The organism is Bradyrhizobium sp. CAR08 (genome assembly GCF_052871955.1).
Window position 1 is genome coordinate 74,133 of the sequence record NZ_JBIXJX010000025.1, and the last position, 25,037, is coordinate 99,169.

Annotated in this window: 25 protein-coding genes; 6 read left to right on the plus strand and 19 right to left on the minus strand. The window is 64.7% G+C overall.

All coding sequences use genetic code 11. The features are described from left to right. Position 1: 1 nt before the first annotated feature. Both ACIPUD_RS34850 and ACIPUD_RS34855 read right to left on the minus strand, forming a co-directional pair. On the minus strand, positions 2 to 772 hold the full coding sequence (locus ACIPUD_RS34850; protein WP_247377986.1) for an ABC transporter ATP-binding protein: 771 nt from the start codon (positions 770 to 772) through the stop codon (positions 2 to 4). Beyond that, the gene (locus ACIPUD_RS34855) at positions 772 to 1,905 is read right to left on the minus strand and encodes an MlaE family ABC transporter permease (RefSeq protein WP_317246094.1); all 1,134 of its coding nucleotides are present in this window, start codon (positions 1,903 to 1,905) and stop codon (positions 772 to 774) included. The genes ACIPUD_RS34850 and ACIPUD_RS34855 overlap by 1 nt, the downstream gene beginning before the upstream one ends. 143 nt (positions 1,906 to 2,048) lie before the next feature. Between ACIPUD_RS34855 and dgcA the strand changes: the two genes are divergently transcribed. Then, positions 2,049 to 3,044, plus strand: a complete 996-nt coding sequence (dgcA, locus tag ACIPUD_RS34860) for an N-acetyl-D-Glu racemase DgcA (RefSeq protein ID WP_446482461.1) — start codon at positions 2,049 to 2,051, stop codon at positions 3,042 to 3,044. Here the strand turns inward: dgcA and ACIPUD_RS34865 are convergent. Beyond that, complete coding sequence (locus tag ACIPUD_RS34865) at positions 3,014 to 4,210, minus strand: MFS transporter (RefSeq protein ID WP_446482462.1); 1,197 nt, start codon at positions 4,208 to 4,210, stop codon at positions 3,014 to 3,016. The two genes, dgcA and ACIPUD_RS34865, sit on opposite strands and share 31 nt — an antisense overlap. Positions 4,211 to 4,285: 75 nt before the next feature. On the opposite strand from ACIPUD_RS34865, the gene ACIPUD_RS34870 reads away from it, so the two are divergent. After that, positions 4,286 to 5,668, plus strand: coding sequence for a hypothetical protein (locus ACIPUD_RS34870; RefSeq protein ID WP_446482463.1), 1,383 nt, complete (start codon positions 4,286 to 4,288; stop codon positions 5,666 to 5,668). Positions 5,669 to 5,890: 222 nt separating this feature from the next. Here the strand turns inward: ACIPUD_RS34870 and ACIPUD_RS34875 are convergent, their stop codons facing one another. Further along, on the minus strand, positions 5,891 to 6,286 hold the full coding sequence (locus ACIPUD_RS34875; protein WP_018457527.1) for a hypothetical protein: 396 nt from the start codon (positions 6,284 to 6,286) through the stop codon (positions 5,891 to 5,893). Between the two features lie 88 nt (positions 6,287 to 6,374). Here ACIPUD_RS34875 and ACIPUD_RS34880 point away from each other — a divergent pair, with 88 nt between their 5' ends. Beyond that, positions 6,375 to 6,692 carry an antibiotic biosynthesis monooxygenase family protein gene (locus tag ACIPUD_RS34880; RefSeq protein ID WP_247377992.1) on the plus strand — a complete coding sequence of 106 codons (318 nt, stop codon included), beginning with the start codon at positions 6,375 to 6,377 and terminating at the stop codon, positions 6,690 to 6,692. Between the two features lie 30 nt (positions 6,693 to 6,722). Here ACIPUD_RS34880 and ACIPUD_RS34885 read toward each other — a convergent pair whose 3' ends face one another. After that, positions 6,723 to 7,166 (minus strand): RbsD/FucU family protein, encoded by a 444-nt coding sequence (locus ACIPUD_RS34885; RefSeq protein ID WP_247377994.1) that lies wholly within the window; start codon positions 7,164 to 7,166, stop codon positions 6,723 to 6,725. 164 nt (positions 7,167 to 7,330) lie between these two features. Here ACIPUD_RS34885 and ACIPUD_RS34890 point away from each other — a divergent pair, with 164 nt between their 5' ends. Beyond that, complete coding sequence (locus ACIPUD_RS34890) at positions 7,331 to 9,130, plus strand: caspase family protein (RefSeq protein WP_446482464.1); 1,800 nt, start codon at positions 7,331 to 7,333, stop codon at positions 9,128 to 9,130. 72 nt (positions 9,131 to 9,202) lie between these two features. Here the strand turns inward: ACIPUD_RS34890 and ACIPUD_RS34895 are convergent, their stop codons facing one another. The 4 genes from ACIPUD_RS34895 to thiD form a co-directional block, all read right to left on the minus strand. Next, positions 9,203 to 10,186 carry a threonine/serine dehydratase gene (locus ACIPUD_RS34895; RefSeq protein ID WP_018457523.1) on the minus strand — a complete coding sequence of 328 codons (984 nt, stop codon included), beginning with the start codon at positions 10,184 to 10,186 and terminating at the stop codon, positions 9,203 to 9,205. Positions 10,187 to 10,249: 63 nt separating this feature from the next. Beyond that, positions 10,250 to 11,293, minus strand: a complete 1,044-nt coding sequence (locus ACIPUD_RS34900) for a glycosyltransferase family 4 protein (protein ID WP_446482465.1) — start codon at positions 11,291 to 11,293, stop codon at positions 10,250 to 10,252. A gap of 13 nt (positions 11,294 to 11,306) precedes the next feature. Further along, complete coding sequence (locus ACIPUD_RS34905) at positions 11,307 to 12,119, minus strand: UDP-2,3-diacylglucosamine diphosphatase (RefSeq protein ID WP_085383974.1); 813 nt, start codon at positions 12,117 to 12,119, stop codon at positions 11,307 to 11,309. Between the two features lie 206 nt (positions 12,120 to 12,325). Further along, the gene (thiD, locus tag ACIPUD_RS34910) at positions 12,326 to 13,126 is read right to left on the minus strand and encodes a bifunctional hydroxymethylpyrimidine kinase/phosphomethylpyrimidine kinase (RefSeq protein ID WP_377792139.1); all 801 of its coding nucleotides are present in this window, start codon (positions 13,124 to 13,126) and stop codon (positions 12,326 to 12,328) included. Between the two features lie 129 nt (positions 13,127 to 13,255). On the opposite strand from thiD, the gene ACIPUD_RS34915 reads away from it, so the two are divergent. Then, positions 13,256 to 13,501, plus strand: coding sequence for an Lrp/AsnC ligand binding domain-containing protein (locus ACIPUD_RS34915; protein WP_007602021.1), 246 nt, complete (start codon positions 13,256 to 13,258; stop codon positions 13,499 to 13,501). 24 nt (positions 13,502 to 13,525) lie between these two features. Here the strand turns inward: ACIPUD_RS34915 and ACIPUD_RS34920 are convergent, their stop codons facing one another. Next, complete coding sequence (locus ACIPUD_RS34920) at positions 13,526 to 14,455, minus strand: c-type cytochrome (RefSeq protein ID WP_446482466.1); 930 nt, start codon at positions 14,453 to 14,455, stop codon at positions 13,526 to 13,528. A 155-nt stretch (positions 14,456 to 14,610) separates the two neighbouring features. On the opposite strand from ACIPUD_RS34920, the gene ACIPUD_RS34925 reads away from it, so the two are divergent. Continuing rightward, positions 14,611 to 15,027 (plus strand): CHRD domain-containing protein, encoded by a 417-nt coding sequence (locus ACIPUD_RS34925; protein ID WP_007602019.1) that lies wholly within the window; start codon positions 14,611 to 14,613, stop codon positions 15,025 to 15,027. 78 nt (positions 15,028 to 15,105) lie between these two features. On the opposite strand, the gene ACIPUD_RS34930 is transcribed toward ACIPUD_RS34925, so the two are convergent. The 9 genes from ACIPUD_RS34930 to ACIPUD_RS34970 all read right to left on the minus strand — a co-directional run. Continuing rightward, a complete protein-coding gene (locus ACIPUD_RS34930) occupies positions 15,106 to 16,401 on the minus strand; it encodes a cystathionine gamma-synthase family protein (protein WP_085383979.1) in 1,296 nt (431 codons plus the stop codon). A gap of 289 nt (positions 16,402 to 16,690) precedes the next feature. Beyond that, positions 16,691 to 17,137 carry a c-type cytochrome gene (locus tag ACIPUD_RS34935; RefSeq protein ID WP_085383980.1) on the minus strand — a complete coding sequence of 149 codons (447 nt, stop codon included), beginning with the start codon at positions 17,135 to 17,137 and terminating at the stop codon, positions 16,691 to 16,693. An 88-nt stretch (positions 17,138 to 17,225) separates the two neighbouring features. Beyond that, entirely contained in the window at positions 17,226 to 19,535 is a 2,310-nt protein-coding gene (locus ACIPUD_RS34940) for a xanthine dehydrogenase family protein molybdopterin-binding subunit (RefSeq protein WP_446482467.1), read from the minus strand. A 277-nt stretch (positions 19,536 to 19,812) separates the two neighbouring features. Next, positions 19,813 to 20,091: a DUF1127 domain-containing protein gene (locus ACIPUD_RS34945; protein WP_247297128.1), complete on the minus strand. Its 279-nt coding sequence runs from the start codon at positions 20,089 to 20,091 to the stop codon at positions 19,813 to 19,815. Positions 20,092 to 20,376: 285 nt separating this feature from the next. Then, positions 20,377 to 20,793 (minus strand): SRPBCC family protein, encoded by a 417-nt coding sequence (locus tag ACIPUD_RS34950; protein WP_085348818.1) that lies wholly within the window; start codon positions 20,791 to 20,793, stop codon positions 20,377 to 20,379. 163 nt (positions 20,794 to 20,956) lie between these two features. Then, on the minus strand, positions 20,957 to 22,483 hold the full coding sequence (gene murJ, locus ACIPUD_RS34955) for a murein biosynthesis integral membrane protein MurJ (RefSeq protein ID WP_354264249.1): 1,527 nt from the start codon (positions 22,481 to 22,483) through the stop codon (positions 20,957 to 20,959). Positions 22,484 to 22,526: 43 nt separating this feature from the next. Next, the gene (locus ACIPUD_RS34960; protein ID WP_247475333.1) at positions 22,527 to 23,678 is read right to left on the minus strand and encodes a DegT/DnrJ/EryC1/StrS family aminotransferase; all 1,152 of its coding nucleotides are present in this window, start codon (positions 23,676 to 23,678) and stop codon (positions 22,527 to 22,529) included. A 39-nt stretch (positions 23,679 to 23,717) separates the two neighbouring features. Beyond that, the gene (locus ACIPUD_RS34965; RefSeq protein ID WP_026233387.1) at positions 23,718 to 24,722 is read right to left on the minus strand and encodes a Gfo/Idh/MocA family protein; all 1,005 of its coding nucleotides are present in this window, start codon (positions 24,720 to 24,722) and stop codon (positions 23,718 to 23,720) included. Between the two features lie 184 nt (positions 24,723 to 24,906). Beyond that, positions 24,907 to 25,037 (minus strand): hypothetical protein (locus ACIPUD_RS34970; RefSeq protein WP_446481763.1); only part of this gene is annotated, 131 nt, incomplete at its 5' end.

The window sequence follows — 25,037 nt, forward strand, 5'->3', positions numbered from 1 at the left end:
CTCAGCCCATCACCGCGCGAGCGCGCTTGCCATGGAAATATTGCCTCAGCCAGGGATGCTGCGAGGCCTGCATGTCGGCGATCGACCCTGCCGCAATGATCTTACCGTTGCCTAAAACGGCGATGCGGTCACATGCTGTGTAAAGGCTATCGAGGTCGTGGGTTACCATGAAAACGGTCAGCCCCAAAGTACGCTGCAGCGTCCTGACCAGCTCGTCGAAGTCGCCGGCGCCGATCGGGTCCAGGCCCGAGGTCGGCTCGTCCAGGAAGACGAGATCCGGGTCGAGCGACAGCGCGCGCGCCAGCGCCACGCGCTTGATCATGCCGCCCGACAGTTCCGAGGGAAAGCGATCGGCGACCTCAGGCTTCAGACCCACCATGGTGAGCTTGGCGATCGTGATCTCGTCCATCAGCCGTTGCGACACCCGCAGATATTCGCGCATCGGAAACTGGATGTTCTGCCGCACCGTGAGCGAGGAGAACAGCGCGCCCTGCTGGAACAGCACGCCCCAGCGCCGCTCCACGGCGCGCCGCTGCGACGTATTGGAGGCATCCAGATCAACGCCGAACACCTCGATGCTCCCTGCGACCTTCGGCACGAGGCCGATGATCGTGCGTGTCAGCACGGACTTGCCCGCGCCGGAAGGGCCGACGAAGCCTAAAATCTCGCCGCGCTTGACGTCGAGGTCGAGCCCGTCGAGCACGCGCGTCGCGCCGAACTGCACGGTGATGTCGCGGACGCGGATGATGGGGTTCTGGATCTCGCCCACCATCACATCCCGATCGAGGCGAAGAAGATGGCGAACACGCCGTCCATGACGATGACGAAGAAGATGCCCTTCACCACCGACGCGGTCGTGTGCTGGCCGAGCGATTCCGCACTGCCCTGCACGGCGAGGCCCTCGACGCAGGCGACGATGCCGATCACCGCAGCCATCACCGGCGCCTTGACGATGCCGACGATGAAATGGTCGATCGAGATGGCGTCGCGCAGGCGCAGCAGGAAGGCTTCGGGATCGACGCCGCCGTAGAGCCAGGCGACAAGACCGCCGCCATAGAGTGCGGCCATGGCGCCGAGGAAGGCCAGGATCGGCAGCGCCAGCACCAGCGCCAGCATGCGCGGCAGCACCAGCACCTCGATCGGATCGAAGCCCATGGTGCGCAGCGCGTCGATCTCCTCGCGCATCTTCATCGAGCCGAGCTCGGCCGTATAGGCGCTGCCCGAGCGGCCGGCGACCATGATCGCGACCAGCAGCACGCCGATCTCGCGCAACACCAGCACGCCGAGCATGTCGACGACGAAGATGTCGGCGCCGAACCTGCGGAAATGGAAGATGCCCTGCTGGGCGATGATGCAGCCGATCAGGAAGGTGATCAGCACCACGATCGGCACCGCGCGCCAGCAGACCTGCTCCAGATGATGCACGGTCGAGGTCAGGCGGAACGAGCGCGGATGAATCAGGGTGCGCGCGACCGCCGCGAGCACCGCGCCGAGCATGTCGATCAGGCCTGCGACCGTGCCGGCAACGCCGGCCACGGCCCGGCCGATCTGCTCCAGCATGCCGGTGATGGTGATCGTGCTGCTGTCGATGACAGGCGTCGCCCTGACCCGCCGCACCTCGTCCACAAGGCTGGAATAATTGGCGGAGAGGCCGGCGATCTGCGCCTCGACGGCGCCCTGCGTCAGGCTGCGGCGCAGCCGCTCGATCAGCCAGGCACCAAAGGTATCGAGCTTGGAGACCTCGGACACGTCGATGAAGATGCTTTGTGGGCCGCCGGCGAGCTTCTCGGCGTCAGCCACCATCCGCTCGAGGACCGGCGCGAAGCTCGCGGTCCAGGTTCCGGTGGCGCAGAGTGCCAGCGCATTGCCCTTCGCAATCCGTTCCAGCTTCGGATCGCCGTTCAAGATGTCCGCTCCCGTGCCGGGGCGCGAGAAACGGTTGAAATCAGATGGTTGCGCACGCGCCCTTACCCGGAGAAGGTATCCCCAACTGGTTAACCTTAGTTGCTAGAGGTAACCAGCAGGTTCAGATTTCGCCAGAGTTCAAAATGACTTCCAGCAAAGTTCCTGCCCTCGCTGCGCGAATCGAGCGCTTTCCCATCGCAGGCAGTTTCACCATCAGCCGGGGCGCCAAGACCGAGGCCGTCACCGTTGTGGCCGAGGTCCGCCGGAAGGGCCTGACCGGCCGCGGCGAATGCGTGCCCTATCCCCGCTATGGCGAGACGCCGGAGGCGACCCTTGCCGCCATCAAGGCCATGCAGGACGCCGTGGCCGGCGGCCTCACCCGCCAGGCCCTGCAAGCCGCCATGCCGCCCGGGGCGGCCCGCAATGCCCTGGATTGTGCCCTGATCGATCTGGAAGCCAAGGCGGCCGGATTGCGGGCCTGGAGCGTGCTCGACCGCCCGGCGCCGGGCGAGCGCACCACGGCCTACACGATCTCACTGGGCACGCCCGAGGCCATGGCGGCGGCGACCGCCAAGGCGGCGCACCGGCCGCTGCTCAAGATCAAGCTCGGCGGCGACGGCGATCCGGAGCGGATCACGGCGGTGCGCGAGGCGGCGCCCGAATCCGAGTTGATCGTGGATGCCAACGAGGCCTGGACCGAGGCCAATCTGGAGCACAATCTTGCGGCCTGCGAGGCCGTCGGCGTCACCTTGGTCGAGCAGCCGCTGCCCGCGGGCCAAGACGACGCGCTGGCGCGGATCAAGCGGCCGCTGGTGGTTTGCGCCGACGAGAGCGTGCACGACCGCACTTCGCTGGCGTCGCTCCGCGAGCGCTACGACGCCGTGAACATCAAGCTCGACAAGACCGGCGGCCTCACCGAGGCGCTGGCGATGGCCGATGCCGCGCAGGCGCTCGGCTTCGAGATCATGATCGGCTGCATGGTCGCGACCTCGCTGTCGATGGCGCCTGCGATGCTGGTGACGCCGCAGGCGCGCTTCGTCGATCTCGACGGCCCGCTGCTGCTGACGCGCGACCGCGATCATGGCCTGCGTTATGATGACAGCCTGGTCTACCCGCCGGACTCGTCGCTCTGGGGATGAGCTTTCAGCCGGTGCCGCGCCGACCAGATCACAAGCGCGCCGGCAGCGGCCATTGCCGCCATCACATAATAGAGGCCGTCGCCGATGCGGGCGTAGATCGCGCCCGACGCGATCGAGGTGGTCGCACCCAGCAGCCCGTTGCACGCCGCGTAATAACCCTGCCCCCGCGCGATCTGATGCGACGGCACGCGCTGCACCAGCAGACTCATGGTGCCGAGGATCGTCATCCCGAAGGTCAGGCCGTGGCCGAGCTGCACGACCGCGAGCAGCGCGAGCGGCGGATCGTACGCGGTGACGACCCAGCGCACGACCGCGCTCGCGCCCCCGATCGCCATGAGCGAGGACGGATGCAGCGAGAAGCGCGGCGACAGCGCGAACACGACGATCTCGGCGATCACCCCTAACGTCCAGAGGCCCGCGATCGTCAGCCCGCCGAGGCCGTGGGCCTGCCAGTTGATGGCCGAGAACGTATAATACGCGACGTGACTGCCCTGGATCAGCGCGGCCGAAACGATGATGGCCCAGAAGCCGGCATCGCGCAGCAGAGCCTTGCTCGCGTGCGCCGTTGTCGTCCGGCGCCTGACATCGTCGAGCGGCTGCAGCAGCGTGCCGGCGGCGACCGCAACCACGGCCCAGGCGACGATGACCCAGATCAGATCGCGCGCCGCGATGTGGTCTACAAGATAGCCGCAGGCAAGCGAGCCGGCCGCGAAGGCTGCCGAACCCCACAGCCGCACCGGCCCGTAATCGAGCCCGTAGCGGGCGACGCCACGCAGCGCATAGGCGTCGGTCAGCGGCATGGTCGGCGTCCACATCATGCAGGTCAGCGCATAGATCAGGAACAGCGCTAGCGGCTGCTGCTGCAAGCCGACCGCCGTGAACCCGATCGCCGTCGCCAGCACCGACACCATCATGCCGGCGCGAATCGCATGTCTCTTTTCAGCAAAGGCGGTGATCTGCGGCAGCGTGGTGAAGCGTGTGATCGCCGGCAGCGCGTTGATGAGGCCGATCCAGGCCGCGTCGATGCCGATCGCCTTCAGCCAGACCGGAAAGAACGGCAGATGCGTTCCCGACACCGCGAACACGGCCGAATAGAACAGCGCGAGGCTCACGGCGAATCGCCGCTTCTGAGATGCTGCGATGGGGATTTGTGATTCGGGTGCCATCAAACCAATTGCGATTCGGTCGATATCGTGATGATCGTTACTGTAACGCGCGGTGATTTGCGCGACGAGATTGACATGGCCAACGAAGCATTCGCCCTCTCGCCTATGTCTGCCCGTGCGGCCGAGCCGAACGAGCAGGATTACGACGCGATCCGCGAAGCCTTCATGGAGACCGCGCGCGGCCGCTGGTTCCTCGGCGAATACGCCAAGCGCAACCGCAATGCCGATACCCGCATGGTGCTCGACGCGGTCGCGAAAATCGAAGAAACCCTTGCGGCACAGCGCCAACCCGTCGTCGAGGACCGCCTCCCCGAAGCCTTGGTCGCCATCCGGCACGCGATCCGCGAAGCCGAGACGATTGCGATCGCGGCGTTCGATCCCGCGGCGATCGAGGCTAGCCTCGCGCCGATTCCGCGCGGCCTGCGTATCATCAAGGAGATATCCTGGCGCTGGCGCGAGATCGGCGCCGACGGGCGAATCTGCGACCTGATTGATTCGCAGCTCGCCTCGATCGAGGCGGCCTGCGCGCAGGTTTCGACCATCGACCCCCGCGCCGACCTCAAGGCCGCATTCGATCTGCTCAAGGACCGGATCGACCAAACCGACGCTGACGCAACACCGCAGGCCGCGCGCCCCTCGCCGGCTCCGGTGCAGGAGGCACCGTCGTCCGCTGCGGAAGCTCCGCTGGCGGAGGCCGCGCCTGCGGCGATGGCCAGCGAAGCACCCGTGGCTTTTACGGAGGCGCCGCAAGACATCGCAGAGGCGATCGAGCCCGAAGCCGCCGTGGAAGCGGCCGGAATCGTCTCCGAGGCCTTCTCCGTTGCCGAGCAGGCGACGGACGCCGCGCTCGAGCCGGAGACCGTCGCCGAGAGCCGGATCGCGCCTGAAGACATCGCTTTTGAAGAGCCGGCCACTGAGGCCTTCGGGGAGGTGACGGACGAATTTTCGCTCGATGCCGCCGCCGAAGCCGAGGACGAAGCCATCCTCGAGGCCATCGCGCTGGAGATGGCCGCGCCCGACCCCGAATTCGACGAGATCATCGAACCGGTCGAGATGGAAGCGACCGTTCCGGAACCGGTGGTTGCGGAGGCTGCAGCGCCCATCGCAGCCGAGATACCGGAGCCGGCCGCAGCCGAGCCAGTCGCCGCCGCAGCGGTGGTGGAGGAGCCCGTAGAGGAAGCGCCGATCGCGATGGAATCGCTGGCGCGCCTCACCAACGCCATTGCGGAAGCCGCCGCCGAAGTGATGGAGCAGCCGGCGCCCGTCATGGCAGCATCCGCGACATTCGGCGCGGCGCAGGCCACGACGCTCCCGATGACGTCGCCGGTTCCGGAAGCTTCGCTTGGCGCCACCATCCTCGCCAGTGGCATCCTGCAAAAGCCCCGCGCCGCCGCCAACGATCCCATGGCGCCAATCCGCCGCATGACCCAGGCCGAGAAGATCGCGTTCTTCTCGTAAGGGGATGCGGCCTGCTCCGTCTCGTGTCCCGGACAAGCGAAGCACAGATCCGGGACCCACGAGCCACAGCTTCCGTCGCCACATGGCCCCGGCTCTGCAGCGCACCGTCGAAGAGACGCCACGCTGCGTCCGCGGCACGAGAGCGGAATGAGGAAAACACTCTCTCCTCAACGTCATTGCGAGCGCAGCGCGCTCCGCTCGCAATGACGGATGCTCAGCCGATCACCCGCAATTCCACACCGCACCGATCGGCGTCCGCGTCCAGCACGGCCCAAAACTGCCGCCATTGTAGCGGCCGCCGCCGAAGCCGGGCCGGCCGAAATAGCGCCACTCGCCGTCCCAACCGTAATATTGGGGGACCGGATCGATATACCAATGGCGCCGGTCGCTAGGCGACATCCGCCGCATCGCTTCCTTCTGCTTGTAGAGCGGAATGCTGTTGCTCAGCGGCTGGCGATAGCCCGGCAGGAAGCCGTAACCATGCCAAGCTTGCTTGGGACGCTTTTGGATCGAAGCAGCCGGCGCGACAGCCGGCAGCAGCGATAGGACGATAGCGACAGATAGACATAAAAAGCGTGACATGGATGGACGATAGACGGCCGCTTGCGGAATGACCATTCAATTTCGAGTGCCAAGTAACAAAGCCCTCACGAAACCGAATAGCAGATCGAGCGGCAGGAATCCTATTGATTAAGGTCAAGGAAACATGATTGGCGAAGTGATTGTCATTGGCGATCTGCAATTGCGTGACGGCGCCTCTGTCGACGAGCACGACCGGCTCGGCGGGCGCATGTACGACATCGTCAGCCGTCTTCCCGGCTTTGTATCGGTCAAGTCGTTCAAGGCCGACGACGGCGAGGAGCTCACCGTGTTCCGTTTTGCCTCTGAGGAAGCGCTCGAAGCCTGGCGCACCCATCCCGAACATGTCGAGACGATGAAGCGAGGACATGCCGAATTCTACGCCAGCGGCTTCCTGCAGATCTGCAAGGTGATCCGCGAGGTCGGACCATTCGAGCACGCGTGACGCCGTCCCGCATGGTTCGATCGTGCGCTGCTAGCTGATCACACCCTTCCTGATCAGGAAGCATCCGTAACTGCTGCTGTCGCCGACCTGCACGACGCCAAAGCTCGCCGCCGCCGCGCGATAAAAATCCGGCCGCGAGAGTTTTCCGGGCGTGACGGGCCGGCCAGCGGCGCGTTCGATCTCGGCGAGCACCGCGCGCTGCACGTCGGGGACGCGGTCGGAATCGTCGACCGGCATCATCACGCGGACCGGATCGGGATCGAAATCGTCGAGCGGATAGACCGACATGATGGCGCGAATCGCGGTCTCCATGCTCATGCCCGGCAACTGGATCAAGCGCTGCGAATGCGTGCTCTGCGCGATGCGCGCCGAGGGGTGATTGGCATCGACGAAAGCGAGATCGTCGCCATGGCCCATGGAAGCCAGCAGCCAAAGCAGGTCGGGCGTGAGGATCGGATCGATCGATTTCAGCATGTGACGGACTGTCCTCCCATTGGGCGCCCACCTGGGCAGGTTCCAAGCGTGATTCAGATCACGCAGCCTACCATGGTGATGGGGATCACGGACATCAAACTCGAACGCGGCCAAGTTTGCCGGCAACCAATCTCGTATCGAGATCAGTGCCAAAGGAGCACGCCATGTTCCGCCTAAAACCTTTCCTGATGACGGCTAGCCTGCTGGGGAGCCTGTTCGGCTTTGCCTGCGGCCCAGTTTCCGCGCAAGTCGCCTCGGTCGAGCCGGCCCCTACCGCGCTGCAAGGCCCGGAACAGCGTGTCGCGCTCGTGATCGGCAATTCGAACTATCAGAACGCGCCGCAGCTCGCCAATCCGGACAACGACGCGGAGTCCATGGCGAAGTTCCTGAACTCCGCCGGCTTCGAAGTGGTCGCCGCGACCGACCTGACTCAGAACGACATGCTCCGCGTCGTCCAGGACTTCTCCGCCAAAGTGTCGGCGCGTGGTCCGAACACGGTGGCGATGGTCTACTATGCCGGTCACGGCGTGCAACTCGCCGGCGAGAACTACCTCGTTCCGGTCGACGCCAAGGTCTCGAGCCAGACCGAACTCGTCAACAACTCCGTCCGCCTGGTCGACGTGATGTCGACGCTGGAGACGATCCCGAGCCGTATGCGCATCGTCATCCTCGATGCCTGCCGCAATAACCCGTTCCCGAACGTGAACGATGCCGGCCGCGGCCTGGCCATCGTCGATGCCCCGAACGGCTCGATCGTCGGCTACTCGACCGCGCCGGGCGCCGAAGCGCAGGACGGCACCGGCGGCCACAGCCCCTACACGCAGGCCTTCCTGAACGTCGCCCGCGAGCCCAACGTGCCGATCGAGCAGCTGTTCAAGCGCGTGCGCCTCGAAGTGAACCAGACCACCAGCGGCGCGCAGATCCCGTGGGAGAGCTCGTCGCTGACGTCAGACTTCACCTTCTTCGGCGACACCGCTGTTGCCGCCAACCGCGCGCCGGTGAATGCGCCTGTGGTGCAGATGGCCTCCAACCTGCCGAGCCGCTCGACCCGCCAGGCCTATGACTACGTCGTGTCCGAAGCCCGGCCGGAGTACTATCAGGAGTTCATCACGATGTATCCCCACGACCCGCTGTGCGATCACGTCCGCTGGCTGCTCAACAACCTGCTGCTCACGCAGGCCTGGCACAAGACGGTGCTCGCGAACTCGCCGGTCGCCTACAAGAATTTCTACGACAACTACGGCAACACGCCCTATGGGCAGGTCGCACTGAAGCTCCAGATGCAGCCGAAGCAGATCCCCTTGATGCAGGCGACCAAGTTCCTGGCGCCGCAGAATATCGCCCCGACCTTCAAGATCGGCAATCTCGGCCAGCCCAAATACATGCCGCTGCAGGGTAATGGCGGCGCGCAAGTGAACGGCAATTTGCCGATCGTGCAGAAGTCGGGCGACAATAACGGCATCGGCAAGCTCGGCAATGGCGGCCAGATCGTCAACCTGCCCGCGGGCAACAACCAGCCCAACCAGCAGACCGGCACGCCGTCGCAGACCCCGGGCAAGATCGTGACCCTGCCTGCGCCGACCAACACCACCAACAACAATGGCGGCATCGGCAAGATCGTGACGCTGCCTGCGACCAACAAGACGCCGAATGGTACTGCCAACGGCACAACCAGTGGCAATCCTGGCAAGATCGTGAGCATGCCGGTCAATGTCGGCAAGGGCGGCACGACCATCGATACGAAGCCCGTCAACGTTCAGACGCAGAACAACCCGATCCGCATCAACAACGGGGCGAAGATCAGCAACAACCCCGTGAACAAGGTGCAGGTGCAGAACAACAACCACCCGCAGTTCAATGAGACCAACCGGATCGTCAACAACGGCAGCAACAATTTCCGGCAGTCGATGAACCAGAGCCAGGGTGGCAACAGCGGCAACAACCACCGCGGCTTCATGCACTGATCGCGGTCGGCCACACACGACAAAGGGCAGAGCGGAGACGCTCTGCCCTTCTTGATGTCAGAAGATTGATTATCAGGCCACCAGCTCGGCAAACAAATCGGCGTCGACATTGCCGCCGGAGAGCACGATGACGACGTTCTTGCCGGCAACATCAAGTCGTCCCGCAAGCAGCGCCGCCAGGCCGACCGCTCCGCCCGGTTCGACCACGAGCTTCAGCTCGCGATAGGCAAAGGCGACGGCCGCGCCGACTTCCTTGTCCGAGGCGGTGACGCCGCGCGCGAGCAGCTTGCTGTTGATCGCAAAGGTCATCTCGCCGGGAATCAGGGCCATCAGCGCATCGCATATGGTGCGGCCGGCGGGTGCGTGCGGCTCGCGATGGCCCGCGGTCAGCGAAAGGCCGTGATCGTCGAACGCGTCGGGCTCGGCCACCACGATCTCGGCCAGCGGAAAACGCGCCTTCACAGCCGTTGCAACGCCGGCGATCAGGCCGCCGCCGGAGGCCGGGGCGACCACGATGTCGGGGCTGAGACCGAGCGCCGCCATGTCCTCGGCGATCTCGCGGCCGGCGGTGCCTTGACCGGCGATCACGAAGGGATCGTCATAGGGCCTGACCAGAGTCGCGCCGCGCTTCTCGGCGATGCCGCGCGAGATCGCCTCGCGGTCGTCGCGGTCGCGGTCGTACAGCACGACCTCGGCACCGTAGGATTTGGTGCGCTCGCGCTTCGACAACGGCGCATCCGCGGGCATCACGATGGTCGCCTGCATGTCGAGGATCTTGGCCGCCGCCGCCACGCCCTGGGCGTGGTTGCCGGAGGAGAACGCAACCACGCCGCCGGCGCGCTTGTCCTGCGGGATCGAGGCGACCTTGTTGAAGGCACCGCGAAACTTGAACGACCCGGTGCGCTGGAGCATCTCCGGCTTGAGATAGACCTTTGCACCGACACGCTCGTTGAGCACGGGAAAGGACAACAGCGGAGTGCGGACGGCGAAAGGTGCGATCACGCGTGCTGCGGCGTCGATATCGGCAGGGCCGATCGGGAGAAGCTGTTCTGTCATGCCTGATGTTATCGCGCCGGATGAGGCCCGGGCAAGGCATCTCCGCGCGAGGCTTTGGGGCTCTCAGGCGACGAATCGCGCCGGCTCTGCCCCGTTTCGGCCGGGCAGCACCGCGCCGACGGCCAAAATGCTGTCGATAAAAGCCCGGGCCGAGGCCTCCCAGGTGTAGTTGGCGGCGAATTCCACGCAGTCCTGCCGGGAGATGTCGAGCGCGGCAAAGCAGGCGCTGCGCAGATCGTGATCGAGCGCGCCAACCGGCGCATCGCCGATCACGTCGCGGGGGCCCTTCACCGGGAAGGCCGCGACCGGCAGGCCGCTCGCCAGCGCTTCGAGCAGGACCAGGCCGAACGTGTCGGTCTTGCTCGGAAATACGAAGACGTCGGCCGCAGCATAGATGTCCGCCAGCTCCTCGCCGTGCTTTTCGCCGAGGAAGATCGCGTCCGGATAGGCCTCCTCCAGCGCGACACGCGCCGGGCCGTCACCGACGATCACCTTGGTGCCGGGCAGCTCGAGGTCGAGGAACGCCTCGAGATTCTTCTCCACCGCGACCCGACCGACCGAGAGGAACACCGGCGCCGGCAGGCAGAGATCGATCGCGCGGGGATGGAACAGACGGGGGTCGACGCCGCGCGGCCACAGCACGACATTGTCGAAGCCGCGCTCGGTCAGCTCACTGGCGAGCGCCGGCGTCGCCGCCATCACGGCGCGGCTGGGGCTATGGAATCGGCGCAGCGCCCGCCAGATCAGCGAGCCCGGCACCGGCACGCGGGCGCGGACATATTCGGGAAAGCGGGTGTGGAAGCTGGTCGTGAAGGGCAGCTTGCGCTGCCGGCAATAGCGGCGGACCATCAGGCCGATCGGCCCCTCCGTCGCGATGTGGATGCTGTCCGGGCGCGCCTCTTCGATCAGCTTCGCGATTCTGCCCGGGCGCGGCATGGCCACCCGCACGTCCCGATAGCTCGGCATCGCAAAGGTGCGGAACGATTGCGGCGTCAGGAACGAGAATTCGACGTCGAGACTTTTGGCGGCGTCGGCAAGCTTGGTCAGCGTCCGAACCACACCGTTGACTTGCGGGTGCCAGGCGTCGGTCGCGACCAGGATGCGCATCAGGCTGCCTTTGTCATGCAGCTCTGGCTGCGACCTGCGGGACCTGTGCCGGCTTCTCGGCCTGGTCCGCCCAGGTGATGATCTCGAAATGGCCGTCGTCGTGCTCGACCAGCGCCGTACAGCTCTCGACCCAGTCGCCGCAATTCATGTAGCGGATTCCGCCCTCGTCGCGGATCACCGCGTAATGGATGTGACCGCAGATCACGCCGTCGGCGTCGTGGCGCCGTGCCTCGGCAGCGAGTGCCTGCTCGAATGCGCCGATATAGTTGACGGCGTTCTTGACCTTCTGCTTGGCCCATTGCGACAGCGACCAATAGGGCACCTTGAACATGCGCCGGAAGAAGTTGACGAAGCGATTGAGCTGAATCGCGAAATCGTAGGCCTTGTCGCCGAGATGGGCGAGCCAGCGTGCGTTCTGCACCACGAGGTCGAAGATGTCACCGTGGATGACGAGATAACGCCTGCCGTCCGCGCCGATGTGGACGGTGTTCTCGACCACGTCGATGCCGCCGAAATGCGTGCCGTAATAGTTGCGCAGGAACTCATCGTGATTGCCGGGGATGTAGATGACCTTGGCGCCCTTGCGCGCCTTGCGCAAAAGCTTCTGGACGAGGTCGTTATGCGATTGCGGCCAATGCCAGCTCGATTTCAGCGCCCAGCCGTCGACGATATCGCCGACGAGATAGATCGTGTCGGCATCATGGAAACGCAGGAAATCGAGCAGAAGATCGGCTTGAGAACCGCGGGCTCCGAGATGAACGTCGGAGATGAACAACGTGCGAAAGCGCCGCTCCGGGCTCTCGTCACTCACATCGTAACTTCCCATGCGCCAGCCTGTAACAATGTCCCGTGACAGGGGGATGACCAATCGAACCTTTGAGGCACCCTCAGATACGAATCGCGCTTGCCTCGCCCACCCCGCGAATATCAGTCGCATGCGACAATCAGGCGACATGGCGTCGCAGCGCCCTCCGCAAGAACCCGGAGCTGCATGGCGGGACGGACTAGCGGTGGCGCGCTCGCGAGCGGCGTTCAGTAAAATTTGTGGAAATGATGGATCGGGCCGTGGCCGTGGCCGACGCTGAAGCGATCGGCGGCTGCGATCGCCGCGCTGATCCAGGCCTTGGCGTTGCGCACGGCGCGCTCGAGATCCTCGCCCCTGGCGAGCCCTGCGGCGACCGCCGAGGACAGCGAGCAGCCGGTGCCATGGGTGTTGCTTGTGGCAACGCGCGGCGCGGCGAGCGCGATCGTGGTGCTGGCATCGACGAGATAATCGATACTCTCGGCGCCCTCGCCGTGGCCGCCCTTGATCAGGACCGCACGACAGCCGAGCGCCAGCAGCCGGCGCCCCTGGCTTTCGATCTCGGCCTCGCTGGCCGCGACCGGCTCGTCGAGCAGAGCCGCGGCCTCGGGCAGATTGGGTGTGATCACCGAGGCCAGCGGCATCAGCTTGATGCGCAGGGCATCGACGGCATCGGACGCGAGCAGGCGATCGCCCGACGTCGCCACCATCACGGGATCGAGCACGATATGCCCGGGCGCCCAGCGCGACAGCGCGGCCGCGATCGCATCGATGCTGGCGGCTTGCGCCACCATGCCGATCTTGACCGCGCCGACCTCGAGATCGGAAAACACCGCGTCGATCTGCGCGGTGACGAATTCGGCGGGCACCGCGTGAATGCCGGTGACGCCGCGCGTGTTCTGCGCCGTCAGCGCCGTGATGGCCGAAGCGCCAAAAACGCGGAGCGCGGCGAAGGTCTTCAGGTCGGCCTGGATGCCGGCGCCGCCGCTCGAATCGGAGCCGGCAATGGTCAGCGCTACGGGTGTCGTCATGGGGCGATCTTCAGCGTTTTCGAAGCCATGGCCCGTCCTAGCGCGCCTCTCCCAGCCCAGCAAGTTCGCTTGCTAAATCCGGCCGGGTTTGGCCTATTAGCCGTCAGATATGCTTTCGGAGTGACCGCGATGGTTCCCTTTTTCGTCCAGATCAAATGCAAGCTCGGCCAATCCTATGTGGTCGCCAATGCGCTTGCCGAAGCCGAGATCGCCTCCGAGATCTATTCCACGGCCGGGCAATACGACCTGCTGGTGAAGTTCTACGTCGACAACGACACCGATATCGGCCACTTCGTCAACGAGAAGGTGCAGGTGCTGCCCGGCATCCAGGACACCCTCACCATCATCACCTTCAAGGCGTTTGGCGCGAGTTGACCGTCCGGAAAAGAGCGGGCCCGATCAGGCGCCGCCCTCCTTGCGCTTGGGACGCGGCGGACCGTCCACCGGCGGCAGCGATTTGAGATAGTCCGCCATCGCCGCGAGATCGTCGTCCGGCAGTTGCGAGGTGTTCTTGATCACCCGCGTCATCGCGCCGCCGACGCTGTCGCCGTCGGGCAATTCGCCGGTCTTCAGGAAATAGGCAATATCCTTCGCGCTCCACTCGCCGAGGCCCTTCTGGGTGATGTTGGGCACCCATCCCTCGCCTTCCGGATTGGGGCCGCCGGCGAAGCGTTGTCCGGCCATGATGCCGCCAAGCGCGTTGCGCGGGCTGTGGCATTCCGCGCAATGGCCAAAACTGTTGACGAGATAAGCGCCGCGATTCCACTGCGGTGACTTCGCGCTGTCGGGGACGAAGGGCTTGTCGTCCAGAAATAAGAATTTCCAAATGCCGACGTTACGCCGGATGTTGAACGGAAAGCGCACATCGTGGTCGCGCACCTTGCCTGCGACGGCCGGCAGCGTTTTCAGGTACGCAAAGAGATCGATCACGTCCTCGCGCCTGGCGTGCTGATAGGACGTATAGGGAAAGGCCGGAAAATAATGCCCTCCGTCCGGCGAGACCCCGTGCATCACCGCATTGACGAATTCGGCATCGTTCCATTTGCCGATGCCATCGGTCGGATCGGACGAGATGTTCGGCGCGTAGAACGTTCCGAACGGCGACTTGATCGCGACGCCGCCGCCGAGCCTGAGACGATCGGGCTGGTCGGGGACGGCATGGCATGAGGCGCAGCCGCCGGCGTTGAACATCACCTGGCCATTGGCAAGATCAGGGACGCGGGCAGGCGCGGTGCCGACGGCCGCCCCCACCGGCGCGCTGAGCCACCAATAGACGCCGGCTGTGGCGAGTGCGGCGAGCAGCGCCACGGAGATTGTTCGTCGCAACATGCGGTCCTTTCGTCATCGCGGCGAAGCTTATGACCGATGTCCTCGCGGCTCCAGCCACGAAGAATTTAGCCCACCGCGGCCTGAAACGGGAATAAACTGCAATGCCGGCTGTTGGAAGTTTGGCAGCCCAAACGGGTTCAGCAGGGAGAAAAATCATGAACAAGATCGTCATCGCCATGTCAGTGCTTGGCGCCGTTGCTTTTGCGGGTTCGGCCAGCGCGGAAAAGCTGAAAGCAACGCTCGACGCCAAGTCCGAGGTCCCCGCAACGACCAGCAGCGGCACCGGAACGGCCGATCTGGATTACGACGCCGCCAGCAAGAAGCTGTCCTGGAAGGTCACCTATTCCGGCCTGTCCGGGCCCGCCACCGCCGCGCATTTCCACGGACCTGCCGAGCCCGGCAAGAACGCCGGCGTTGCGATCCCGATCCCAGGCGCTGCGACCAGCCCGGCCGAGGGCTCGGCGACGTTGACCGACGCGCAGGCCGCCGATCTGCTCGGCGGCAAACTCTACGTCAACATCCACACCGCGGCCAATCCGGGCGGCGAGATCCGCGGTCAGGTGACGAAGTAAGCTTTCGAGCGATCCAACAAAAGGGGCGGCTGCTTGCGCAACCGCCCTTTTCGATTCCGCGTAGCGCTGGCGCAGGCGTCACACCTCAGGTTCGGCTGCGTTCAGCGCCTGCGCGAGGTCGGCGATCAAATCCGACGGGTGCTCGATGCCGATCGACAGCCGGATCGTGGAATCGAGCACGCCGATCTTCCGGCGGATGTCAGCGGGGACGCCGGAGTGGGTCATGGTGGCAGGCAGGCTCGCAAGCGACTCCGTTCCACCAAGGCTCACCGCCAGCTTGAGGATTTGCAGCGCGTTGAGGAATTTCATGGCGGCGGCCTTGCCCCCGACGATGTCGAACGAGAACGTGGACCCTGCCCCCGAGCATTGCCGCGCAAACACAAGTCCGTCCGGCGACGCCGCGTCGTGATGACCGAGATAGTGCACCTTGGCCACTTTGGGATGATCGCGCAGATAGTCCGCCACGAGGCGCGCATTCGCATCCGCCTTTTCCATGCGCAGGCTCAGCGTCTCGAGCGAGCGGTTGATCATCCAGCAGGAATGCGGATCGAGCTGGGTGCCGATGGCGCCCCGCAGCGCCTTGATGCCTTTCACCACCGCCTTCGCGCCGAGCGCGGCGCCCGCGATCAGATCTGAATGACCGCCGACGTATTTCGTGAGCGAGTACAGGGAAATATCGGCGCCGTGCTCGATCGGTCGCTGAAACACCGGCCCGAGCAGCGTATTGTCGCAGGCGATGATCGGAACGTGTCCTTGCGCCTTTCCGATGGTGTCGGCGACACGCCGCATCATCGCGATGTCGACCAGCCCGTTGGTCGGGTTGGCCGGGGTCTCGATCAGGATCATCGAAACCCGGCCCTTGCGCATCGCCTCCTCCGCGGCCTGGCTGACCACGGCTTCATCGACGCCATCGGCGAAGCCGACGGCGCCGATGGACAGACGCGCAAGCGTATTCGTCAGCAGCGTTTCCGTGCCGCCGTAGAGCGGCTGGGAGTGCAGAATGACGTCGCCGGGGCGGACGAACGTCAGGATCGTGGTCGCGATGGCCGCCATTCCGGATGAGAACAGCGCACAGCTCTCGGTGCGCTCGTAGATCGCGAGCCTGTCCTCGACGATTTCGCTGTTGGGGTGATTGAAGCGCGAATAGACCAGGCCTGCGCCCATCCCTTCCGGCGGCTCACGCCGGCCGGAGACGAAATCGAAGAAGTCCTGCCCGTCCTCGGCCGTCTTGAACACGAAGGTCGAGGTCAGGAACACCGGCGGCTTGACCGCGCCTTCCGACAATTGCGGATCGTAGCCATAGGTCAGCATCAGCGTTTCCGGATGCAGCATATGGTTGCCGATGTGCGTCTTAGACGGGAACGGTTTTACCATGGCTTGTCTCGCTGTTGCTGATTGAGGCGCTCGCCGCGGGTTGGAACTCCTGATGTCGTGACGCAGTCAGGAGAGAGATGCGTCAGCGTCAAAAGCTCACGCCAATGCCGCGGCGGCTGGAGCAAAGATAGCTGCTCCGGCAGCGATCCGTCAGGCCTTGCGGATAGAATTTCCAGCAGCGCTGCGCGCCGACATGGAAAAAGCGGCTGCTTTCGCAACCGCTTTTTCCCGATTCCCAGTAGCCCGGATGGAGCAAAGCGCAATCCGGGCTACGAATCTTTTTCTTCCGTCAACCGTTCTTCACACGAAACGTCTCGTGGCAGCCGCCGCATTCCTTGCCGACCGCGGGGAAATTCGCCTTGAGCGAGTCGAGATCCTTGATCTTGCCCTTGGCCTCGCCGACGACCTTGGCGAAGCTCGCGACCTTGGCATCGAACCCGGCCTTGTCCTCCCAGATCTTCGGCGAGGCGCTGTAGTCGCCGTCGGGCTTCATACCCTTTGCGCTCGCCGGAAACAGGTGCGGCAGCTTCTTGGCGGTGTCCTCGAACTGCGCCAGCGCGCTGTCCACAGTGGCCTGATCATAGGGCTTCTCGCCCTTGACCATGGCCGCCACTGCGCCGGCGTTCTTGCCGTTGCCCTTCATGAGAGTCTGCACTTCCTTGACGGAGTCCTGTTGTGCCCAAACCGCGCCCATACCGAGCAGGAGCGCACCCCCAACCACCAACACTCGCTTCATTCGCAAAATCCCTTTCCTTGATGCAGGATCGTGCTGACCCCTCAATGGGCCAACACCGCTCGGCAGATTTCATTCCCGTGGAAGATTGTCACAGGCTGTGACGGCGATGGTGCTCGTTGATGGCGATCCACACCCGTTCCGGGGTCGCCGGCATGTCGATGTGGTCGATCTTGTATTCGCGCCAGAGCCCGTCGACGATGGCGTTGACGACCGCCGGGCAGGACCCGATCGCACCGGCCTCGCCCGCGCCCTTCACCCCCAGCGGATTGGTCTTGCAGGGAACGTTGGCGGTCTCGAACACGAACGCCGGCCCGTCCGCCGCGCGCGGCAGCGCGTAGTCCATGAAGGTCGCGGTGACGAGCTGGCCATCGCCCGCGCCATAGACCACCTGCTCCATCAACGCCTGGCCGATGCCCTGCATGGCGCCGCCGTGGACCTGGCCGGCCAGCAGCAGCGGATTGAGCGTCATGCCGAAATCGTCGACGATCACGTAGTTGACGATTTTGATGATGCCGGTGGCCGGATCGATCTCGACCTCCGCCACATGGGTGCCGTTGGGATAGGTGCCGTCGGCGCTGGCGAAGGTCGCGCTCGCGTTCAGCTTCGAGGGATCCGCGCCGGGTCGCTTGGCGAGATCGGCGAACGAGACCGAGCGGTCGGTGCCGGCGATGCGCACGATGCCGTCGGTGATCTCGAGGTCGCCGGCGCTGGCTTCCAGCGCCTGGGCCGCGATTTCCTTCAGCTTCTGCCCGAGCTCGCGGGTCGCGCGCTCGACGCTGACACCGCCCGACGGGATCGAAGCCGAGCCGCCGGTCCCGAGGCCCGTGGCGATCATGTCGGTGTCGCCCTGGTGGACGTGCACGCGCTCGGGCGCCACGCCGAACTGCTCGGCAACGATCTGCGCATAGGCGGTCTGGTGGCCCTGCCCGCTCGACTGGGTGCCGATCAGGACGGTGATATCGCCATTGGGGTCCATCCGCACATTGGCGGTCTCCTCGCCCATGGTGCCGCAGACCTCAACATAGCTCGCAAGTCCGATGCCGCGGATCAGGCCGTTCTTCTTGGCCGCCTTGGCGCGCTTGCCAAACTCCTTCCAATCGGCGATCTCCATCGCGCGCTTCAGATGCGCGGCGAAGTCGCCGGAATCGTAGACTTTGCCGGTCGCGGTCTTGTAGGGCAGCGCCTTCGGCTGGATGAAATTCTTGCGGCGGATGGCATCCACCGTCATGTCGAGTTTTCGCGCGCAGGCGTCCACGAGACGTTCGATGACGTAAGCAGCCTCGGGCCGCCCGGCGCCGCGATAGGCATCGACCGGCACGCTGTTGGTGAAGATGGTGCGCACCCGGCAGTGGAACGCCTGGATGTCGTAGAGGCCCGGCAGCATGCCGGCGCCGCCATGCGGGATATAGGGCCCGAAGGTCGACAGATACGCGCCCATGTCGCCCATCAGGTCGCAATCCATCGCGAGGAACTTGCCGTCCTCGGCCAGCGCCATCTTCGCGGTGGTGACGTTGTCGCGGCCCTGCGCGTCGCCCATGAAATGCTCGGTGCGGTCGGCCGCCCATTTCACCGCCTTCTTCAGCTTTCGCGCGGCGACTGCCAACAGGGCGTATTCCCGATAGGGAAACAGCTTGGTGCCGAAGCCGCCGCCGACGTCGGGGCAGATCACCCGCATCTTGTCGGTCGGAATGTTGAGCACGTTCTGGCAGAGGATATCGCGCAGGCGATGGCTGCCCTGGCTGCCGACCGTCAGCGTCAGATGGTCGCGCTTGGCGTCGTATTCGCACACCGCCGCGCGCGTCTCCATGAAGTTCGCGACCACGCGCGGATTGACGATCGAGATCTCGGCCACCGCATGCGCTTTCGCAAAGGCAGCTTCGGTCGCTTTCTTGTCACCGATCGAGACGTCGAACAGCACGTTGCCGGGCTTGTCCGGCCAGACCAAGGCTGCGCCCTTCTTCACGGCATTGACGACGCCGGTCACTGCCGGCAGCGGGCTCCATTTGACCTCGATCGCCTCGATCGCGTCGCGGGCCTGGTCGATGGTCTCGGCGACCACGAAGGCGATGGAATCGCCGACATGGCGCACCTCGTCCTTGGCGAGGATCGGGTAAGGCGGGCCGGTGAAGGGATCTGTCTCGAGATTGAACAGGCAGGGCAGATTGCCGAGATCCCCAACGTCATCGGCGGTCAGGATCAGCGCGACGCCGGGAAGGGTGCGGGCGCGGCTCGCATCGATGGTGTATTTGGCATGCGCATGCGGCGAGCGCAGCATCAGGGCGTGAAGCACGGCCTGCGGCGCATAATCGTCGGTATAGCGGCCCTTGCCGCGGATGAGCGCGTCATCCTCCTTGCGCAACACGCTTTGGCCAACGCCGAACTTGATGGGAGCCGCCATTTTCTCGTCCCGTTTCTCATGGTTGTTTTGCCGGCATATTGCCGTGGAAAAACTGGCAAGGCAAACGGGTTTAGCCATGCGAAAACCGTCCAGCGCCCTCACCTGTCAGAGCAGGATGGAACGGGAGCGCCGCAACTCGGTCATTTCGCCGTGAGGAACGGTCCGCTTGATGGCATGATAGTTGCCGAACCCGCCCGCAGTGCACGCCTGAGAACAAGCAGCCGTGCTGACGGCTGCTTGCTCGCAAAGCGCATCTCCGCTTCGGATGGCTCATCAGTTACATCCCCCCGCGGCTCCATAGATCTCTGGCGTGATCCCTCAGCCTATCGATAGCCCGTTCCGGCGAGATGTAGTCGATCTCGCCGCGCGTCAGGCCGATATCCATCAGCTCCCGGTCACTCAGGTCCCGCAAGGCGATTTGTGGGCCGTGCCGCCAGCGCCAGTCCTGGAGCGCACGCCAGTATCGCGCGAGCAAGCCTGGGATGCTCCACGTCGAGGCAAGCTCGAGGGGGAGCCTCTCCGTCTCGGATGTCATGATCGTCTGTTGGGGTGGCATCGGACGCTCCTGCTGTTGTGCCGGCAGGGAAGCGTGGCCAAACAAAAGGCCCCGTCCGATGCCGGCGGGGCCTGGTGAAAAGATGTCGTCGTCGAATTTCTAGCGCGCGACTCCTTCCACGGCCCGGCCGAAGCGGGTCATGTGGTTGCGGTTGAGTTTGCGCGCTGATTTGATCATGCGCCGCAATTACCACAGCAATCGCGCAAAATCAAGAGATGTGTGGAGGTCGGTTGCACCCTGGAAGCGAGCCCCTTGTTCTGGCGCTTTCTTGCCCCTACACACGCCTCAGGACTTCGTCTGCTTCGCTTCCACGTATCGTGCGAAGTTGTCGAGGATTGCCTGCCAACCGCCTTGCTGCTGCTCGACCGAGTGCGTCGATTCGCCATCGAAGACCACGCGAACCAGAATGCCCTTCGGGCCGGGCACAAACTCGACTTCGGCATTTCGCTCGCCGAACGCGTATTCGATACGCTTGTGCTCGACGATTTTCGTGTAGGTACCGGCGAAGTCAAAGCCCATGCTGCCGTCCTTGGCCTCCATGCGCGATGAGAAGACACCGCCTTCTCGCAGGTCGACGGTCGCCTTGGTCGTATGCCAGTCGTCGGACGCGGCGTTCCACTTCATGATGTCGGCAGGCGTCGTATAAGCGCGCCAGACCTGATCGATAGGGGCTGCTACGTTGGTTTCGACGGTGATCCTCATAAACAGTGCTCCTGGTTCGAATTTTGCCGGCTCGAGGTGACGGCATCACGTCAATTGTGCAGGGTCCATCCGCCGCACTTCCGAGATGTGTCCATCCAAGGACGATCGAGACTGGCCCGTGCCGACAAGCTCGAGCCGTCAATGCGTTGAAAATATGAAAAAGTTAACCCCGCACCAGTGAGACCAGCCAGCGGCGCCCGAACAGCGCAAGGATGGCGAGCGCATAGACGATCGTACCTCCGACGGCCAGCAGAAGCAGCGTCAATTCGTCCCGGAAGTGCATCGAGCCCAACGAAGGACTGCTGAAGCGCGCGATGAGCCAGAAGGCGGCGGCCAGGATGAGCCCGGTCAGCAGGAATTTGGCGAGCGACAACAGCCAGGCGCGGTCCGGCACGAGAAAGCCTCGCCGCACCGCGAAGAACAGCACCAGTAGCAGGTTGGTCCAGACGCCGACGGCAGTGGCCAGCGCAAGCCCGATCTGGGCCAGCGATCCCATCAAGGCAATTTTCAAGGCGACGTTGACCGCGATGCCGGTCAGCGACGCCCGCACCGGCGTCGCCGTGTCCTTGCGCGCGTAGAAGGTCGCGACCGCGCTGCGGATCAGTACGAAGGGGATCAGGCCGATGGCATAGGCCGCGAGCGTGGCACCGGCAGCGGCGGCATCGGCTTTCGAGAACGCACCACGGGCGAACAGCGCGCGCATGATCGCGTCGGGCACGGTGAGGAAGGCGGCGACGAACGGCACCGAGAACAGCAGCGTGAAATCGAACGCGCGGCGCTGCGCCTTCATCGCACCGTCATGGTCGTTGGCCGTGATCCGCCGCGACATCTCCGGCAGCAGCACGGTGCCGATGGCAATGCCGATCACGCCGATCGGGAGCTGGTTGAGACGGTCGGCGTAATACAGCGCCGACAGCGCGCCCGCCGGCAGGAAAGTCGCGATGATGGTGTCGGCAAACAGCGCGAGCTGCGTGCCCATCGAGCCCAGCGTCGCCGGCCCGAGTGCTTTAAAGAATGCGCGGACGTCTTCGTCGAGCTTGAGCGGCGCAAAGCGCGGCAGGCCGCCATGGCGGGCGAGATCGCCGGCGAGCAGGAAATACTGCAAAAAACCCGAGATCAGGACACCCCAGGCGGCAGCGTGGCCCGCGCCGGGAAACCATGCGGCGAGCGCCAGCGTCATCATCATCGAGATGTTGAGGAAGATCGACGCGGCTGCGGCGCTCGCGAAGCGCTGCATCACGTTGAGCATGCCGCCGTAGAGCGTCACCAGCGTGATCAGCAGCAGATAGGGAAAGGTGATCCGGGTCAGCTCGATCGCGAGCTTGCGCTGCTCGGCGTCCTCGGAAAAGCCGGGCGCCAGAATGCTCATGGCCTGCGGCATGAACACCCAGGCGACGATCAGCAGCACCACCTGCGAGGCCAGCAGCAGCGTGAAGATGCGGTCGGCGAACAATCTTGCCGCCCCCTCCCCGCGCTCACCGTGCACGTGCGCATAGGCCGGCACCCAGGCGGCGTTGAAGGCGCCCTCGGCGAAGATCGCACGGAAATGGTTGGGCAGCCGCAGCGCCACGAAAAAGGCGTCGGCCACGGGGCCGGCGCCGAGAATCGCGGCAAGCATGATGTCGCGGGCAAACCCCGTCAGCCGCGAGAGCAGCGTGTAGCCACCAACCGTGAAGATACGTCCGAGCATCGTTCCCTTCTAAAGGAAGAGCTCGCGCAGCAAAACGGGGAAATCAGGCTGAAAGCGCGCCGCGCACGGCCGCGATGATTCGCTCCTGATCGGCTTCGGTCAGATAGGCATGCATCGGCAGGCTGATGACGTCCTGCGACAGGCTCTCGCAGCCCGGCAGGCCGCCCTCGGCCACCGGATACTGCTTGTAGGCGGTCTGCTGATGCATCGACTTGCCATAATAGATCGCCGTCGGCACGCCCTGGGCCTTCAGCGCGGCGGCAAAGCCGTCGCGGTCGGTGCCCTCAGGAAGGCGGATCGTGTACTGCGCCCAGACCGACGTATTGCCGGGCGCCACGCGCGGCACGGTGACCACATTGCTGAGACCGCGCGCGTAGCGCTCGGCGACCTTGTTTCGGGCGGCGATCTCGTCGTCGAAGATCTTCAGCTTCTCGATCAGGATCGCGGCCTGCATGGTGTCGAGCCGGCCGGTCAGGCCGAGGCGGACGTTGTCGTATTTGTCGACGCCCTGCCCGTGCACACGGATGCTGCGCAGCGTCGCCGCGAGTTCGTCGTCATCGGTGAAGATCGCGCCGCCGTCACCGAAGCAGCCGAGCGGCTTTGCCGGGAAGAAGCTGGTCGCGGTGGCGAGCCCGCAGGTGCCGAGCTTGCGGCCCTTGTAGCTCGCGCCAAAGCCTTGCGCTGCGTCATCGAGCACGAACAGGCCTTCGACCTTGGCGATCTCGGCGATGGCATCGTGATCGGCCGGCTGGCCGAACAGATCGACCGGAATGACCGCGACCGGCTTGAGGCCGGCCTTGCGGGCCGTCGCGATGCCGCGCTTGAGCGATTCCGGGCTCATGTTGAAGGTCGCTTCGTCGACATCGACATAAACCGGTGTCGCGCCGGTCCGCGCCACCGGCGAAGCGGTCGCGATGAAGGTGAAGGACGGACACAGGACGGCGTCGCTCGGCCCGACATTCTTCGCCATCATCACCATGAGGATCGCATCGGTGCCGCTGGCGCAGCCGATGACGTGCTTGGCGCCGCAATAGGCCGCAAGCTGCTTCTCGAGCTCGGCGACTTCAGGGCCGTTGACGAACTGACAATGATCGAGAACGCGCTTCACGGCAGCATCGAGCGAATCGCCGAGCCGGCGGCGCTGCGAGGCGACGTCGATGAAAGGAATGGGGTCGGAACGCAGATGCTGGTTCATGGCGCCTTGCGGGTTTTGATCGGTCAACATGGAATGGGATCAGCCGGCGACGCGGCGCGGGCCCTTGAGGGCGGACGACTTGGCGGCGGGCCGCGACGGCGTTTCCAGGCACTGCGTCGCGATCTCGAGGCTGGCGACGCCCTCGTCGCCGGTGACCGCCGGCGTCTCGCCGTTGCGCACGGCCTTGAGGAACGCGATCAGTTCGGCGCGGAGCGGCTCGTCATGGCCGACAGGCAGATGCCGCATCGAATAGCTGCCGTCAGGCTTGAAGCCGAAACATTCGGTGACCTGGCGCGTCAGGAGATCGCCCATCACGTATTTGCCGCGGGTCGCGACCGTGACGCTGCGCGCCTTGAACGGCGTCAGCCAATTGGTGTTGATGTGCGCGAGCACGCCGTTGGCGGTGCGGAATTGGAGCAGCGCGATGTCCTCGCGCTCGGCGACCGCACTCGACAATTGCGGCTGCACCTCGACGATGTCGGATTCGGTGAACCAGCGGATCAGATCGATGTCGTGCACGGCAAGATCGATGACGACGCCGACATTGGACATGCGCGGCGGGAATGGGCCGACGCGCGTGATCGCGATCGACAGAATATCCTCGCCCGCGATCGCCTGCTTGACGGCGGCAACGGCTGGATTGAAGCGCTCGACATGGCCGACCATCAGCGTCACGCCGGCCTTTTGCGCAGCCGTGACGATCTCGCGGCCTTCCGCGACCGTGGACGCAATCGGCTTCTCGACCATCACGTGGATGTTCTTGGCGATGCAGGCGAGCGAGACCTCGTGATGCAGATGAGTCGGCGCCGCAATGGTGACGGCATCGACGCCTTCGGCCAAGAGCTGGTCGAGCGTCTCGAAGCTCGCGCAATTGGCAAGCTCCATCGCCCGCGTGCGATGTGCCGGCGAAGGATCGACGACGCCGACGAGGCTGACACCGGGAAGACCCGCGAGCACGCGCGCGTGGTTGCTGCCCATCACGCCGGCGCCAATGACGCCGACGCGCAAGCCGGCCTTTGCCGGTGCAGATCCTGTGGAACTCATGTGAGCAAACCCCGATTCAACGCAAATCCCCGGGGCGCTTCTAGCACGGACGCCACATTTGTGGCGAATGCGGAGCTAGCGGTCCGGACACGATTTGATTCAAAAAGTTACACGTTTCCCGGGCCTTAAGCCTCTGGAAGAGACCACTCTTTTGGCCCGGGTCGCGTGATTCGGAGTGTGCTGGTTACGACCTTTGATAGTCGTCTTCAATCCGGATGATGTCGTCTTCCCCGAGATAGCTTCCCGTCTGGACCTCGATCAGCTCCAGCATGATTTTACCGGGATTCTCCATCCGGTGTACCGCGCCCATCGGGA